Source organism: Pseudarthrobacter phenanthrenivorans (genome assembly GCF_000813845.1).
GTDB classification, from domain to species: Bacteria; Actinomycetota; Actinomycetes; order Actinomycetales; family Micrococcaceae; genus Arthrobacter; species Arthrobacter phenanthrenivorans_B.
Genome location: NZ_JWTB01000038.1, coordinates 17,087 through 32,617 on the forward strand (window position 1 = coordinate 17,087; position 15,531 = coordinate 32,617).

Genomic DNA, 15,531 nt, shown 5'->3' on the forward strand with positions numbered 1-15,531 from the left:
TAGGAACGTGACTAGCACCGATGCCACCGCCGCCGGCCAAGGCCGAGCCGGGGTCTGGAACCTTCCCAATGTCCTGACCATGATCCGCATTGTGCTGGTCCCGTTCTTCGTGTGGTTCCTCGTCGCGGATGCGCCGGGGCTGCACAGTACCTCCGGACCGTGGCGCTGGGCGGCGGTGGCGGCGTTCGCCGTCGCCATCTACACCGACAAGCTCGACGGCGACATCGCCAGGAGCCGCAACCTCGTCACCGACTTCGGCAAGATCGCCGACCCCATCGCGGACAAGCTCCTCACCGGTTCTGCGCTGGTGATGCTGTCCCTGCTGGGTGAGCTCCCGTGGTGGGCCACCCTCGTGATCCTGGTCCGGGAGTGGGGCATCACGGCCCTGCGCTTCTTCGTGATCCGCTACGGCGTGATCCCCGCCTCCCGCGGCGGCAAGCTCAAAACCGTCGTCCAAACAGCGGCGATCTTCCTGTACCTGCTGCCGTTCGGGGCATTCGCGCCGTGGATGGCCTGGGTTGCGTTCGCCGTCATGATGGCTGCCGTTGCCATCACGCTGTGGACCGGCGTTGAATACGTGGTCGAGGCCATGCGCCTGCGCGCCAAGGGCAAGCGGCAGGCAGGGACCGTGGAAGGGCAGGAGCAGGCATGAGCAACCTCCACCAGTTGGCCGCGCAGGCCGTCAGGCAGGCGCTCGAGTCCGGGCGGACGGTTGCCACCGCGGAATCACTGACGGCGGGGATGGTCTCGGCCGTCCTGGCCGATACGCCCGGTGCCTCCGGCATGCTGCAGGGAGGGGTAGTGGCCTACCAGAATTCCGTCAAGGAAGCGGTGCTGCATGTCCCCGGTGACCTGCTGGCCCGTGCCGGCTCCGTCGATCCCGACGTTGCCCGCGCCATGGCCGACGGGGCGCGCAGGGTCCTGGGCGCCGACGTCGGGCTCTCCACGACGGGAGTGGCTGGCCCCGACGCGCACGACGGAAAGCCTGTGGGGCGGGTGTACATCGGCGTGGCCACAGCCGCGGGGAGCACTGGTTTTGAATATTCGTTCACCGGAAGCCGGCCCGACATCCGCGGCGCAGCCTGCGCCGCGGCCCTGGAAAGGCTGCTGGAGGCCTTGTCCGCCTGATCCTTGTGGGGCCAAGTTACCGCGCGTAAAGTTTCCGGGAACAAAAGCCGGTACCGATTAGTTATTACATTGTGTCGCTTCCGGAGAGCGGAGGCGCCTAGGATGAAATGACCACGACGGTCCGCCCCCGCGGCGGACCTGACCAATGAGGGAGCAAGGCGATACAGATGGTAAAGCAGCCCGTATCCGTAAACGGCGTTGTCCGCTGGAAGGATGTGGGCCTCGCCGAACAGGCTAAGAGCGAACAGAAGGAGCGCAAGATGGTAGTACTTCGTCACGAAATCGGTGATGTCCTGCGCGATGTCCGCCAGCGTCAGGGGCGTACGCTCCGCGAAGTTTCGCACAGCGCCCGTGTCTCCCTGGGATACCTCAGCGAAGTGGAGCGCGGCCAGAAGGAAGCATCGTCAGAGCTTCTGTCCTCGATCTGCTCGGCGCTGGATGTTCCGTTGTCAAGCATGCTCCGCGAGGTCAGTGACCGCGTCGCGGTCGCCGAGGGCGTCGCCGTTCCGGACACCGTGCCGCAGGAATTCTCCCAGCGTTACGGCCGCGACCTGGAACGCGACCTCAACAACGAACTGAACGACGAACTCACCACGGGCCTCCTCTCCGGCGCCCGGTAACGCCAGCCCCGCCGCAGGCGGGTCAGGCAACAGCAGGAAGCCCCCGGCCGTGCCGGGGGCTTCCTGCTGTCTTCCACTCCGCCCGCTGCGGCCTAGTCCTCCTGGTCGGGGGACCCGCCCGCGGCTTCCCTGGGAAATCCGTCCCGCTCATACGTTGAGTTCAGCATTGCCATGTAGCGGGCAAGCTCCTGCAGATCCTCCACCGGCCACTCCCGCAGTCGCTCTTGGAAGACCTGCCGCCGCGCGTCCTGGACCTGGTGCATCTTCTCCTCGCCCTTCGGCGTCAGCCGGATGGACTGGGCCCGCCGGTCCAGCGGATCCGCTTCCTTGGACACCAGTCCCAGGCTTTCCAGGAACGCAATCTGCCTGCTCACCGATGGCTTGCCCACCCCGATGTTCATGGCGAGGTCGGTCAGGCGGATGGGTCCTTCCCTGCGGATGACCGTCAAGAGTCCGTACGCTGCAGGCTCCATGTCGGGGTGGACTTCCCGGGAGAGCTGGTTCGAGATGGCCCTGGCCCGCCGCCAGAAGAGGCTGATTTGGTGTTCGACATTCCGCAGTGCGGTGTCGGCGGCATCATCGCCTGTATCGTGCTGCGGCGGGAGATCCGGGGGGTTGCTCATGGCAACAATTCTAGGGTCCGCAATCATGAGAGGATTTACCGATGCGAATCAGCGAGTACTGGCGTCTGATGGATGACGAGTTCGGCGCGGGCTATTCCCGTGTCCTGAGCAGCACCCTCGTCCTCGCCGGGGTGGGCGGCCGGACCGCAGACCAGGCCGTTGCAGCAGGCGTGGAACCGCGCAAGGTCTGGCTGGCCGTCTGCGACGTCCAGGACGTGCCGGCCGAGCGGCGGCTTGGCCGCGATATCGCTCCCCGCCGCGACTAGCAGCACCCCGCACCGTCCACACTGACACGCCGCAGGACCCCGACTCTTCGAATACCTGTTCGGATACAGCTATGCTTTTTCCATCGGGTTTATCCACATAACCGTCGTCCTCCCGCCGGAATGTCAGTGGGTCCCCTTAGCGTCAGAGATGACCAATAAAACGGCCGCGTAGGCCACCATCGAGAAAGCATTAGAGGTGTCAACCATGGCGGCAGCCCCGGATCGTGCAAAAGCGCTGGAAGCAGCGCTGGCCCAGATTGACAAGCAGTTCGGCAAGGGCTCGGTCATGCGCCTGGGCGACGAAGTCCGTGCCCCGATCGAAACCATCCCCACGGGATCCATCGCCCTGGACGTGGCCCTCGGTATTGGCGGCCTCCCGCGCGGCCGTGTTATTGAAATCTACGGTCCGGAATCTTCGGGTAAGACCACCGTTGCCCTGCACGCCGTGGCAAACGCCCAGCGCGCCGGCGGCATCGCAGCCTTCATCGACGCAGAACACGCCCTGGACCCCGACTACGCCGCCAAGCTGGGCGTGGACACCGACGCCCTCCTCGTGTCCCAGCCGGACACCGGAGAACAGGCACTGGAGATCATGGACATGCTGGTGGGCTCCGGTTCGCTGGACGTCATCGTCATTGACTCCGTGGCCGCCCTGGTGCCGCGCGCTGAAATCGAAGGCGACATGGGTGACAGCCACGTTGGCCTCCAGGCCCGGCTCATGAGCCAGGCCCTGCGTAAGATCACCGGCCGCCTGAGCCAGACCAAGACCACCGCCATCTTCATCAACCAGCTGCGTGAAAAGATCGGTGTCTTCTTCGGCTCTCCCGAAACCACCACCGGTGGTAAGGCCCTGAAGTTCTACGCGTCGGTTCGCATCGACGTCCGGCGGATCCAGACCCTCAAGGAAGGTGCCGATTCCGTCGGCAACCGGACCAAGGCCAAGATCGTCAAGAACAAGATGGCTCCGCCCTTCAAGGTCGCCGAGTTCGACATCATCTACGGCCAGGGAATCTCCCGCGAAGGCGGCATCATCGACATGGGCGTGGAGCACGGCATCATCAAGAAGTCCGGCTCCTGGTTCACTTATGACGGCGACCAGCTGGGACAGGGCATGGAGAACTCGCGCCGGTTCCTGCGCGACAACCCGGAGCTCGCCGCCGAGCTGGAGCGCCTCATCAAGGAGAAGCTCGGCGTAGGGGTCAAGCCTGCCGAGGATGAATCCAAGGATGCTCCCAAGCTGAAAGCCGTCGACGGGTTCTAGCCCTTGGCTGGATCGCGTACACGCCGCAGCCGGTCCGACAGCCCCTCCGGAGGGCTGTCGGACTCCGGCGCCCTACCGGACGATCCGCAGTCGGCAGACGCCGAACCGGATCCGTTCAGCGTTGCCCAGACCATCGTCTACCGCCAGCTGACGGCATCACCCAAGAGCCGGCTGCAGCTGGCCCGTAAGCTGGCCGAACGAAACATCCCGGAGCATGTTGCCGAAGCTGTCCTGGACAAGTTCCAGGAAGTCCGCCTGATCGACGACGCCGAGTTCGCGGACATGTGGGTCAGGAGCCGTTCACAATCCCGCAAGCTGGCAAAAGGCGCCCTCCGCCGCGAACTGGCGGACAAGGGCATCGACCAGCAGACAGCTGCGTCCGCCCTCGAGCAGCTTTCCGACGCCGATGAGGAGGCCGCCGCCAGGACCCTGGTGGAGCGGAAGCTGCGGCCCGGCACGGACCTGTCCGACCAGGCCGAGCGGGACAAAGCCGTGAGGCGGCTGGCGTCCATGCTGGCACGCAAGGGCTATCAGCCCTCCCAGGCGTTCCGGATCGTCAACGAGGTACTGGAATCCCGCCGGGATCACGACAGCGGGGAAGCCGGTACCCTTAACTGGTGAGTTTGACCATTCCTTCCCCCCAATCCGGCGCCACCGCTTCCGTTGATCCGGCGGCCGTGCCGCAAGCGGAAGCCGCCCAGCCCCGCACCTACCAGGTGCGCACCTTTGGCTGCCAGATGAACGTGCATGACTCGGAGCGGATGGCCGGCATGCTCGAGGACGCCGGATACGTCCCGGCGGAAGGCGACCACGCCGACGTCGTGGTGTTCAACACCTGCGCTGTCAGGGAAAACGCCGACAACAAGCTCTACGGCAACCTGGGCATCCTGGCCCCCGTCAAAGCCGCCAACCCCGGCATGCAGATTGCCGTAGGCGGCTGCCTGGCCCAGAAGGACCGCGAGACGATCCTCAAGAAGGCACCCTGGGTTGACGCCGTCTTCGGGACCCACAACGTCGGTGCCCTCCCGGCCCTCCTGGACCGGGCCCGCCACAACAACGAAGCGCAGCTTGAAATCCTGGAATCCCTGGACGTGTTCCCTTCCACGCTTCCCACGAAACGCGACTCCGTCTACTCCGGCTGGGTGTCCATCTCCGTCGGCTGCAACAACACCTGCACCTTCTGCATCGTGCCGGCACTGCGGGGCAAGGAAAAGGACCGGCGGCCCGGCGACATCCTCGCCGAAATCCAGGCGCTGGTGGATGACGGCGCCATCGAAGTGACCCTCCTGGGGCAGAACGTCAACTCCTACGGCGTCGAGTTCGGTGACCGGCAGGCCTTCTCCAAGCTGCTGCGCGCCTGCGGCGACATTGAGGGCCTCGAACGGGTGCGCTTCACCAGCCCCCACCCCGCCGCTTTCACCGACGACGTCATCGACGCCATGGCAGAGACCCCGAATGTGATGCCCCAGCTCCACATGCCGCTGCAGTCGGGGTCGGACCGCATCCTGCGGGAAATGAAGCGGTCCTACCGCTCCACCAAGTTCCTGGGCATCCTGGACAAGGTACGCGGGAAGATTCCCCACGCCGCGATCTCCACGGACATCATCGTCGGCTTCCCGGGGGAGACCGAGGAAGACTTCCAGGCAACACTGGACGTGGTGGAAAAGTCCCGCTTCGCCACCGCCTTCACGTTCCAGTACTCGAAGCGGCCGGGCACGCCCGCCGCCGACTTGCCCGGCCAGCTGCCCAAGGCTGTGGTCCAGGAACGGTTCGAGCGGCTCACCGCCCTGCAGGACAGGATCGCCGCCGAGGAGAACCGCAAGCAGCTCGGCCGCCGGCTTGAGGTCATGGTCACCGCCCAGTCCGGGCGGAAGTCCGGGGAGACCCAACGGTTGTCCGGGCGGTCACAGGACCAGCGGCTCGTCCACTTCTCCGTTCCCGACGGCGCTCCCTCGCCCCGGCCCGGGGACCTCGTCACTGTCACCATTACTGAGGCCGCGGCATTCCACCTCGTAGCTGATCCCACCCTGGAGGATTACAGCCTGCGCCGCTCCCGGGCAGGGGACGCCTGGGACAGGTCCCAGGCTGATTCCTGCGGCGCACCGGCGCCCGGCACCGGGGCGGGAGCGAAGGGTGTTTCCCTCGGCATGCCCACCCTGCCCCTGCGCACCCGCTGACAGGTGGCCGCCCCACCCGTGATCGCCGTCGTCGGTCCCACCGGCTCCGGCAAGTCAGACCTCGCCGTCAACCTCGCCCTCGAGCTCGGCGGTGAAGTCATCAACGCCGACGCCATGCAGTTCTACCGGGGCATGGACATCGGCACCGCCAAAATCACTATGGACGAGCGCCGCGGGGTGCCGCACCACCTCCTGGACATCCTGGACGTAACCCAGGAAGCCAGCGTTTCCGACTTCCAGCAGCGGGCCCGGGAGACCATTGACGCGATCCATGCCCGGGGCAGGCGCGCCATCCTGGCCGGCGGCTCCGGGCTCTACGTCCGCGCGGCCCTGGACGTCCTGGAGTTTCCGGGCACGGACCCGGCACTGAGGGCACGGCTGGAGGCCGAGCACACCGAACACGGCACCCAGGCGCTCCTGGCACGGCTTAAGGCCGTTGATCCGGTATCAGCGGACCGGGTCTCGGACGCCCGGCGCATCATCCGTGCCCTGGAAGTCCACGAACTCACCGGCCGGCCGTTCAGCTCCTACATGCCCCGGCGCGAGTATCACCGGCCTGCCGTCCAGGTAGGCCTTGGTGTGGACCGGGACGTGCTGCGGGAGCGACTGGCGGCCCGGGTGTACCGGATGGTGGAGGCAGGCCTGCTGGACGAGGTCAGGGAACTGGACGCCCGCGGTCTTCGCCGGGGCAAAACCGCGTCCCGCGCCCTCGGCTATGCCCAGTTCCTGCGCGTCATCGACGGCGGCTCAACCGTTGAGCAGGCCGCCGAAGAGACGATCGTGGCCACCCGCCAGTTCGCCCGCCGGCAGCTGACCTGGTTCCGGGCCGATCCGCGCATCACCTGGCTCGACTGGCAGGATCCCCACCTTGTGGGCAAAGCCGCGGAGCTGTGCCGGTAGGAGCCGTGCAGGGAGGACCAGTGGCGGTTGTGGCTACGCAGTTAAGAACTGCGCAGCCAGGAGCCGGAACTGTGCCCCGTCCGCTGCGGTTTCGGCAGCGGCCGCATCCGCCGTTACGCTTGGGAACATGAATGCTACCCCCGCAGAAACTCCCGGGTCCGCCATGCGCACACTGAGCGGGCTCCGCTTTTCGAAGGGGCACGGCACCGGCAACGACTTCGTCCTGGTCGCCGACCCGGAGGGGACCCGAATCCTGGGCGCCGACCAGGCCGCCGCCCTCTGCGACCGGCACCGCGGCATCGGAGCCGACGGCCTGATCAGGGCGGTCCCCTCCCGCTTCCTGCCCGAGGGCCGGGAGCTGCTCGCCGCCGCCCCGGACGCGGAATGGTTCATGGACTACCGCAATGCAGACGGCTCCCTGTCCGAAATGTGCGGCAACGGGGTCCGGGTCTTTGTCCACTTCCTGCGCACCGAGGGGCTCATCGACCTTCCCGACGGCGGGGCTCTCACCATCGGCACCCGTGGCGGCGTCAAGACCGTGGTCCGGACCGGGGACGGCTACGCGGTGGACATGGGGCCCTGGGAATTCATCTTTCCCGGGGAGGCTAGCGCCAAGGCCATGGACTCCCTGGTCACCGCCGACGGCCTGGAAGTTCCCCGGCCGGCGCTGTCCGTCAGCATGGGCAATCCGCACACGGTAGTGGCCCTCGCTGAACTGTCGGAGCTGGCGGGCACCCGGCTTTTCACAGCGCCCAAGGTCGACCCCGTCCCCGCCAACGGCACCAACGTGGAGTTCGTGGTGCCGTCCGACCCCCTGGTCAACGACGGCGTAGGAACCGTCACCATGCGGGTGCACGAGCGCGGCGTGGGGGAGACCCAGTCCTGCGGGACGGGAGCCTGTGCGGCCGCCGTCGCCATCCGCCACTGGGCCGGCGCCGAAGCGCCGGACGCATGGCGCGTCCATGTTCCCGGAGGCGTCGTGGGCGTGAAGTTCTTCGCTGGACCCGGCGGCCATGAACACGTGGAGCTCAGCGGCCCCGCCGTTATTGTGGCGAGCGGGACGCTTTCGTAACCTTCAGGATCCGGAAGGACTTTGCCGTTGACGCACGGGTCACGGTGAAGGAACTGTCCAGTTCGGCTGCCAGCCAGCGCTGAAGCGAGTCCGAGCCAAGGTTCTTCTGCACCACCAGCCACGCCGTGCCGCCGTCGGCCAGGCGCGGAAGCCACAGCTTCAGCAGCGCATGCAGCTCGTCCTTGCCGATGCGGATCGGCGGGTTGGACCAGATGGTGTCAAAGCGGATCTCCGGGTCGACGGCGTCCGGGGTGCCGGCCACGACGTTGGACAGTCCCAGCGTGGCGGCGTTTTCGTTGGTCAGGGCGATGCACCGTTCGTTCACGTCCACGGCATAGACCTTGGACTGCGGAGCGAGCAGCGCCATGTTGAGTGCGATCGGGCCCCAGCCGCACCCGATGTCCAGCAGGTTGCCCTGCGGATTCGGGGCCGGGACCTCCGCCAGGAGCACTGCAGTGCCCTTATCGATCCCGTCCGGGCTGAAGATGCCGGTGGAGGTATGGAGCCTGCGCGTCTCACCGGCCAACTCCACGGTAAGCGGCTTACGGGTGAAGGGGCCGGCTGGGGACGTGCTGAAATAGTGTGCGGACTCCATAACTGGCCAGAGTAGTTCCCCTTGCAGCGTAAAGGGAAACCGCGCGGAAGCCGCTCTGCTACTCTGGAGGGCATGTTCCTGATCTTCGAGTAGCCGGCACGGGCCTACTGCCCGTCCCGCACTGTCCTCCAGCGACAGCCCGTCCCGCAGCGACGCAGGCTCCCCTGCCTTCCGCTGCACACCGGCGCAGACCACTCCGTCCCGCCGGCCGCCGGACAAAACTCGAACGTCAGCCTCCGAGCTGTAATTCCTGCCATTTTCCGGCCCCCTTTTGCCCTGCCGCCTCCCTGATGCGGCATCCCCGGCCCCGGCACTGCAGCCGGCGGCGACACCACAGGAGAACATGCATGGCCGCAGGCCGTCAGCCCAGCGCGAATACGTTCCAACTTCCCGCCAATCAGCACTATTCTGGAATTGCCGAATCTTCAAAGGAGACCATGACCAGCCAGCCCAACACCGGTTCCGATCCAGCCGCCCAGGACATGAGTCCGCAGGAAATCCAGGCTGTTATCGACCGAATCCTCGCCAAGGACGTCCCGGCCAAGAATGTCAGCACGCCCGGCGGTGAAGGCGGCGATGGAAAAGCAGTGCTCGGCAAGGCGCAGGCGATTTCCCGCCTTGACGAGGAACACAGCACCTACGACGGGGACCAGCAGGACCTCGAGGAGCGCCGCGCCCTGCGCCGGCGTGCAGGCCTGTCCACCGAACTCGAAGACGTCACCGAAGTCGAATACCGGCAGCTGCGGCTCGAGCGCGTCGTCCTCGCCGGACTCTGGTCCGAGGGGACTCTCGCGGACGCGGAAAACTCGCTGCGGGAGCTGGCGGCCCTCGCCGAAACCGCAGGGTCAGAGGTTCTCGATGGGCTGGTGCAGCGCCGTGACAAGCCTGACCCCGGAACATTCCTCGGTTCCGGCAAGGCCCTGGAGCTCAAGGACATCGTCATGTCTACGGGCGCGGACACCGTGGTGGTCGACGCCGAACTGGCACCGTCCCAGCGCCGCGGCCTGGAAGACATCGTCAAGGTCAAGGTCATCGACAGGACCGCCCTGATCCTCGACATCTTCGCCCAGCATGCGAAGAGCCGCGAAGGCAAGGCGCAGGTGGAGCTGGCGCAGCTGGAATACCTGCTTCCCCGCCTGCGCGGCTGGGGCGAGTCCATGTCCCGCCAGGCCGGTGGCCAGGTCGGCGGCGCTGCCGCCGGCATGGGCTCCCGCGGACCCGGTGAAACCAAGATCGAGCTGGACCGGCGCCGCATCCGTACCCGCATGGCCAAATTGCGGCGGGAAATCGCCGCCATGAAGCCGGCGCGGGAGACCAAGCGGGCCAACCGCCGTCGTAATGAAGTGCCCTCGGTAGCCATTGCCGGGTACACCAACGCTGGAAAGTCCTCGCTGCTCAACCGGCTCACGGATGCCGGGGTCCTCGTGGAGAACGCACTGTTCGCCACCCTGGATCCCACCGTCCGGAAGGCCGAAACCGCGGACGGCCTGGGCTACACGCTGGCCGACACCGTAGGGTTTGTCCGGTCGCTGCCCACCCAGCTGGTGGAAGCCTTCCGGTCCACCCTCGAGGAAGTGGCGGATTCGGACCTGATCCTGCACGTGGTGGATGTTTCGCACCCTGACCCCGAAGGGCAGATCGCTGCCGTCCGGAAGGTCTTCAGCGAAGTGGACGCCCGGAAGGTGCCCGAAATCATCGTGCTGAACAAGGCCGACGCCGCCGACCCCTTCGTGGTGGAGCGGCTGAAGCAGCGAGAACCACGGCACGTGGTGGTCTCCGCCCGCACCGGCGAAGGCATCCCGGAACTCCTGAAGGCCATCAGTGACTCCATTCCCCGGCCCTCCGTCCGGATGGACCTGCTCATTCCGTACGACCGGGGAGACCTGGTCAGCAAGCTCCATGAGTCCGATGCCGAAATCCTCAGCGTGGACCACGTTGAGGCGGGGACGAAGGCCGTGGTGAAGGTCCGCGAAGGTCTCGCGTCCGAACTGGAACCATTCGCCAGCAATGACTGACTCCGCCGACGGCGAAGCAGCCGCGACGGCCGGCGAGGAGTTCGTCCTTGAACTGCTCGACCGCGCCGTCGCCGGCATGGGCGGACAAAGCCGGACCGGACAGCACGAAATGGCCCGGCAGGTGGCCCGCGCCATCGAATCAGGCAACCACCTGCTGGTCCAGGCCGGCACCGGCACCGGCAAATCGCTGGCCTACCTGGTGCCGCTCATTGCCCATGCCCTGGAAAGCAACAAGCCTGCGCTGGTGTCCACGGCCACGCTGGCACTGCAGACCCAGATCGTCGGCAGGGACCTGCCCCGGCTCCTGAAGAACATCACCCCTGCCCTGGAACGGCCGGTCAAGGTGGCGCTGGTCAAGGGAAGGTCCAATTACGTCTGCCGGCACAAGCTCGACGGCGGGTTCCCCTCCGAGGAGCCGTCGGAGGGCCAGCTCTTCTCCCTCGGCGAGGACACCAGCGTGCCGCATTTCGCCGCTTCCGTCGGCGGCCCTTCCTCCCAGCTGGGCAAGGAAGTGGTGCGCCTGCGCGAGTGGGCGGAAAAGACGGCCACCGGCGACCGGGACGAGCTCCTCCCCGGCGTGACGGACCGTGCCTGGCGGCAGGTCTCGGTGACCGCCATGGAGTGCCTGGGTGCCCAGAAGTGCCCCATGGCCGCCGAATGTTTCAGCGAGCTGGCGCGCCAGGACGCGGCCGAGGCTGACGTCGTGGTCACCAACCACGCCATGCTGGCCGTCAGTGCGTTCGAAGGACTCGCCGTCCTGCCCGAATACGACGTCGTCGTGGTGGATGAGGCACATGAACTGCAGGACCGCGTCACCGGGGCCGTGTCGGGGCAACTGTCTGTCGCCATGGTGCATGCTGCCGCCTCGGGCGCCCGGAAACACACCGCCATCACCGTCGATGCCCTGAACGCCGCAGCCGCCAACCTCGAGCTGGCGCTGGCCGGCGTACCCAACGGCCTGCTGCCCAACGGCCTGAACGATGAGCAGCTCGACTGCGTCGACCAGCTCCGCGAGGCCTGCCGTGCCGCGCTGTCCGACTCCAAGGGCGACAGCAACACCACGGCCGACGGCGGGCGGCAGCTTGCCCGGTCCCGGCTCATGCTCATCCTGGAACTGTGCGAGCGGTTGATCAATGCCCGGGAAAACCGGGAGGTGGTGTGGTTCTCGCGCGCCAGCACGTTCGACCCCGGCCAGGGATATTCCCAGCCTGATGAATCGGCACCGGTACTGGTCAACATTGCCCCGCTGTCAGTGGCAGGAAAATTGCGGGAAGGGCTTTTCAACGGGCACACCGTGGTCCTGACCTCCGCCACGTTGGCCATTGGTTCGGCATTTGAACCCGCGGCAGGGGGACTCGGCCTGATCGGCGACGGCGCGCCGAGCTGGACGGGCGTGGATGTTGGCTCGCCCTTCGACTATCCACGGCAAGGAATCCTTTACGTGGCCGGGCACCTGCCGAAGCCCGGCCGCGGGGTCTCGGCGGAGGCGCTCGAGGAACTGGAAGCACTCATCAAGGCATCCGGCGGGGGAGCGCTGTGCCTCTTTTCGTCCCGCCGTGCGGCGGAGGAAGCCGCCGACGCCCTGCGGCCCAAGCTCGATGTGACGGTCCTCTGCCAAGGCGAATCGACCATGACAGCCCTCGTCAAGCAGTTCGCGGACGAACCCGACACCTGCCTGTTCGGAACCATGTCGCTGTGGCAGGGCGTTGACGTCCCGGGAGGTTCCTGCCGGCTGGTGGTGATCGACCGCATCCCGTTCCCGCGGCCGGATGATCCGCTGATGACGGCGCGTTCCCGCGCTGTGGCACAAGCCGGGGGCAACGGCTTCATGTCGGTATCGGCCACGCATGCCGCCATCCGGCTCGCCCAGGGCGCCGGGCGGCTGATCCGATCCACCGGGGACAGGGGAGTGGTGGCCGTGCTTGATTCACGGCTGGCAACCGAGCGGTACGCCGGATTCCTGCGGGGTGCGCTGCCGCCGTTCTGGGCCACCACCGACCGCAGCAAGGCACTGGCCGCGCTGTCCAGGCTGGGGGCGGACGCCACGAAATAGGCGCCGCCCCCAAGCCGAAGGGCCGCGGCTTCGGATGCCCGCCTCCTCGGATGCCCGACGGGAAGGAACGCGGTCAGAGGGAGCGCAGGACCGAAACAACCTTGCCCATGATCGTGGCGTGGTCGCCCAGGATCGGTTCGTACTGCGTGTTCTGCGGGAGCAGCCACGTGTGTCCGTCCCGTTGGCGGAACGTCTTGACGGTTGCCTCGTCGTCGAGCAGGGCAGCGACAATATCGCCGTTGGCGGCGTCCGCCTGGCGCCGCACCACCACCCAGTCTCCATCGCAGATGGCAGCGTCCACCATGGAGTCCCCGGCGACCCTCAGCATGAAGAGTTCGCCCTGTCCCACGAGTTGGCGGGGGAGCGGCATGACATCCTCGACAAGTTGCTCGGCAAGGATTGGGCCGCCGGCCGCGATCCGTCCCACCAGCGGCACCATCGCGGTATCCAGGGCGCTGGGCAGTTCAGCTATGACGGCACCCGCGCCGGCCGCCGTCGGGGCGGGGGCCGGACCGGCAGTTATTCCAGCGCCGCCGTCCAGGGTGAGGGGCATCAGCACTTCCATGGCCCGGGGCCGCTTGGGGTCGCGGCGCAGGTAGCCCAGCTTTTCCAACTGGGATAGCTGGTGGGTGACGCTCGAAAGGCTGGCAAGCCCCACGGTGTCGCCGATCTCGCGCATCGAGGGCGGATAGCCGTTCTCATTGACCGAGCGCTGGATCGTTTCCAGGATCTTCTTCTGCCGCGGGGTCAGGCCCTTGGCGCTCCTCCTGGGTTGCGGGGCGGTCCTGCCCGCGGCGGCTGCTGCTGCCATATTCGCCAATGCCTTTCGCTTGCCGCCTTATCCACCGGGCGCTGTTTCCACACCGCCGCCGGAAGGACCCCATCTGTCATTGTCAGACCCTGCTGATCAACTACGGGAGTGGTTGTTCTGTGGTTCAAAACTAGGCCAGCCACAGTGCTTTTTCAAACATTTGTTCTAGCGAGTCTCGACATTGTTCGTTGATAAGTGCTAAAACTAAACAAGCAAAGTTCGAACATGTGTTCTAACCAGCGAATGCCTCCCTCGAAGACGGCCGAACGAAGTTTCGGTCCCGGATGCGAGTGGCGGGGGCAGCGGCGGGCGGACACCGGGCAGCACGGCAGGTCCAGGAGGGCTCAGTTCATGTCAGCATTATCTCTTCACCAGGTTTCCCACAGCAGTTTCGCCCGCAAGGCACCATCCGCGCCGAGGCCTCTGCGGCTTACCCGCCGCGGGCGCATTGTGCTGATCGGAGCCCCGCTCGTACTCCTCGCCGTGGTCCTGCTGTCGCTGAGCGGGTTCTTCAATTCGCCCGCCAAGGCCTCGGATTCCGCCGCCGGCCTGGCGGTGACGCCAACAGTCACCGTGACCGTGCAGCCGGGCCAGTCCCTGTGGGCCATCGCGGGAACTGTCGCCCCGGACCGTGACGCCCGGGACGTGGTGGCGGATATCGTCCAGCTCAACAACCTTGGAGCCGGCAGCGTCATTCCGGGCCAGCAACTCTTCGTACCCACACGCTGACCAACTGCATGCGGGACGATCCGGCCGAATCAGACCACCCAGTTGTCCTGGGAACGCCTGCCGACGGCGAACAGCACCCGTCACATTTTCCGGCCGTTGCCGCGGCAACTAAACTGTTCAGGTGAACGACCAGCTAGAACGTCTGAACCGGCTTCCCCTCCGCAGCAATCTCCGCGGGCTGACTCCTTACGGGGCGCCCCAACTGGACGTCCCCATCCTGCTGAACGTCAATGAAAACACCCATGGTGTACCCGCTGATGTGCGTGCCGCCATCGCAGCGGCTGTCACGGAAGCAGCTGCCGGACTCAACCGTTATCCGGACCGGGAGTTCACGGAGCTCCGCAAGGCCCTGGCTGAGTACCTTGGCCATGGCCTGGACGAAACCAATCTATGGGCAGCCAACGGCTCCAATGAAGTTCTGCAGCAGATCCTCCAGGCCTTCGGCGGCCCCGGCAGGACTGCCCTGGGTTTCCCGCCCACGTACTCCATGTACCCGCTCCTGGCCAGCGGAACGGACACCCAGTACATCACCGGTGAGCGCGCCGAAGGGTACGGCCTGAGCGCAGAGTCCGCGGCCCGTCAGGTCAAGGAACTGCAGCCGAACATCGTGTTCCTCTGCTCGCCCAACAACCCCACGGGCACGGGCCTCGGCCTGGACGTGGTGGAGGCGGTCTACGAGGCAGGCGAAGACAGCCAGGCCATCGTCATCGTTGACGAGGCCTACCACGAGTTCGCACATGACGGCACGCCCAGCGCCCTGACCCTGCTGCCCGGCAGGGAACGGCTGATCGTCTCCCGCACCATGAGCAAGGCCTTCGCCCTGGCTGGCGCCCGCCTTGGCTACATGGCAGCAGCTCCCGAGGTCACCGATGCCCTGCGCCTGGTGCGCCTGCCCTACCACCTCTCCGCCATCACCCAGGCGACCGCGCTTGCGGCCCTGGAGCACAGGGAGGCCCTGATGGCCGACGTCGAGGACATCAAGAAGCAACGGGACCGCATCGTGTCGGAACTGGCAAGGATGGGTCTCAAGCCCGCCGCGTCCGACTCAAACTACGTGTTCTTCGGAGGGCTGGAAAACCCCCACCAGGTGTGGCAGGAACTGCTGGAGGCCGGTGTGCTGATCCGCGACGTCGGCATCCCGGGCCACCTGCGGGTGACTGCGGGAACTGAGGCGGAAACCACAGCCTTCCTTGAGTCCCTGGAACGCATCCTTGCGGGCCACGCCGCCCTTCCCGCCTAGACTTGATACTGCGGCGCTGGGCGCCTTGAACCACTTCTTCT

16 protein-coding genes are annotated in these 15,531 nt (G+C 66.5%); 13 read left to right on the top strand and 3 right to left on the bottom strand.

What is annotated here, in order from left to right; all coding sequences use genetic code 11:
* Window positions 1–7 precede the first annotated feature (7 nt).
* From pgsA to RM50_RS17370, 3 genes are all read left to right on the top strand, one after another.
* Window positions 8–652 (top strand): CDP-diacylglycerol--glycerol-3-phosphate 3-phosphatidyltransferase, encoded by a 645-nt coding sequence (pgsA, locus tag RM50_RS17360; RefSeq protein WP_043455221.1) that lies wholly within the window; start codon window positions 8–10, stop codon window positions 650–652.
* Complete coding sequence (locus tag RM50_RS17365) at window positions 649–1,128, top strand: CinA family protein (RefSeq protein ID WP_043455223.1); 480 nt, start codon at window positions 649–651, stop codon at window positions 1,126–1,128. The genes pgsA and RM50_RS17365 overlap by 4 nt, the downstream gene beginning before the upstream one ends.
* A 167-nt stretch (window positions 1,129–1,295) precedes the next feature.
* Entirely contained in the window at window positions 1,296–1,748 is a 453-nt protein-coding gene (locus RM50_RS17370) for a helix-turn-helix domain-containing protein (protein ID WP_043455225.1), read from the top strand.
* A 92-nt stretch (window positions 1,749–1,840) separates the two neighbouring features.
* On the opposite strand, the gene RM50_RS17375 is transcribed toward RM50_RS17370, so the two are convergent.
* A complete protein-coding gene (locus RM50_RS17375) occupies window positions 1,841–2,371 on the bottom strand; it encodes a MarR family winged helix-turn-helix transcriptional regulator (RefSeq protein WP_043455227.1) in 531 nt (176 codons plus the stop codon).
* Between the two features lie 41 nt (window positions 2,372–2,412).
* Here RM50_RS17375 and RM50_RS17380 point away from each other — a divergent pair, with 41 nt between their 5' ends.
* The 6 genes from RM50_RS17380 (at window position 2,413) to dapF (ending at window position 8,047) form a co-directional block, all read left to right on the top strand.
* Window positions 2,413–2,637, top strand: a complete 225-nt coding sequence (locus RM50_RS17380; RefSeq protein WP_043455229.1) for a DUF3046 domain-containing protein — start codon at window positions 2,413–2,415, stop codon at window positions 2,635–2,637.
* Between the two features lie 205 nt (window positions 2,638–2,842).
* Window positions 2,843–3,898, top strand: coding sequence for a recombinase RecA (recA, locus tag RM50_RS17385; protein WP_043455230.1), 1,056 nt, complete (start codon window positions 2,843–2,845; stop codon window positions 3,896–3,898).
* A 3-nt stretch (window positions 3,899–3,901) separates the two neighbouring features.
* A complete protein-coding gene (locus RM50_RS17390) occupies window positions 3,902–4,519 on the top strand; it encodes a regulatory protein RecX (protein WP_430929419.1) in 618 nt (205 codons plus the stop codon).
* Complete coding sequence (gene miaB / locus RM50_RS17395) at window positions 4,516–6,075, top strand: tRNA (N6-isopentenyl adenosine(37)-C2)-methylthiotransferase MiaB (RefSeq protein WP_082007130.1); 1,560 nt, start codon at window positions 4,516–4,518, stop codon at window positions 6,073–6,075. Before RM50_RS17390 ends, miaB begins: the two co-directional genes overlap by 4 nt.
* Before the next feature lie 3 nt (window positions 6,076–6,078).
* Window positions 6,079–6,975, top strand: a complete 897-nt coding sequence (gene miaA / locus RM50_RS17400) for a tRNA (adenosine(37)-N6)-dimethylallyltransferase MiaA (protein WP_043455233.1) — start codon at window positions 6,079–6,081, stop codon at window positions 6,973–6,975.
* A gap of 127 nt (window positions 6,976–7,102) precedes the next feature.
* The gene (gene dapF, locus RM50_RS17405; RefSeq protein WP_043455236.1) at window positions 7,103–8,047 is read left to right on the top strand and encodes a diaminopimelate epimerase; all 945 of its coding nucleotides are present in this window, start codon (window positions 7,103–7,105) and stop codon (window positions 8,045–8,047) included.
* On the opposite strand, the gene RM50_RS17410 is transcribed toward dapF, so the two are convergent.
* Window positions 8,019–8,642, bottom strand: coding sequence for a class I SAM-dependent methyltransferase (locus tag RM50_RS17410; RefSeq protein ID WP_043455237.1), 624 nt, complete (start codon window positions 8,640–8,642; stop codon window positions 8,019–8,021). The two genes, dapF and RM50_RS17410, sit on opposite strands and share 29 nt — an antisense overlap.
* Window positions 8,643–9,079: 437 nt before the next feature.
* Here RM50_RS17410 and hflX point away from each other — a divergent pair, with 437 nt between their 5' ends.
* Together hflX and RM50_RS17420 are read left to right on the top strand one after the other, a co-directional pair.
* Complete coding sequence (gene hflX / locus RM50_RS17415; protein WP_043455238.1) at window positions 9,080–10,657, top strand: GTPase HflX; 1,578 nt, start codon at window positions 9,080–9,082, stop codon at window positions 10,655–10,657.
* Window positions 10,650–12,710, top strand: a complete 2,061-nt coding sequence (locus RM50_RS17420) for an ATP-dependent DNA helicase (RefSeq protein ID WP_043455241.1) — start codon at window positions 10,650–10,652, stop codon at window positions 12,708–12,710. The genes hflX and RM50_RS17420 overlap by 8 nt, the downstream gene beginning before the upstream one ends.
* 73 nt (window positions 12,711–12,783) lie before the next feature.
* On the opposite strand, the gene lexA is transcribed toward RM50_RS17420, so the two are convergent.
* Window positions 12,784–13,521 carry a transcriptional repressor LexA gene (gene lexA, locus RM50_RS17425; RefSeq protein ID WP_043455242.1) on the bottom strand — a complete coding sequence of 246 codons (738 nt, stop codon included), beginning with the start codon at window positions 13,519–13,521 and terminating at the stop codon, window positions 12,784–12,786.
* 351 nt (window positions 13,522–13,872) lie between these two features.
* Here lexA and RM50_RS17430 point away from each other — a divergent pair, with 351 nt between their 5' ends.
* Window positions 13,873–14,250 carry a LysM peptidoglycan-binding domain-containing protein gene (locus RM50_RS17430; RefSeq protein WP_043455244.1) on the top strand — a complete coding sequence of 126 codons (378 nt, stop codon included), beginning with the start codon at window positions 13,873–13,875 and terminating at the stop codon, window positions 14,248–14,250.
* Between the two features lie 121 nt (window positions 14,251–14,371).
* Window positions 14,372–15,490, top strand: a complete 1,119-nt coding sequence (locus tag RM50_RS17435) for a histidinol-phosphate transaminase (RefSeq protein WP_043455246.1) — start codon at window positions 14,372–14,374, stop codon at window positions 15,488–15,490.
* The last annotated feature ends 41 nt before the right edge of the window (window positions 15,491–15,531 follow it).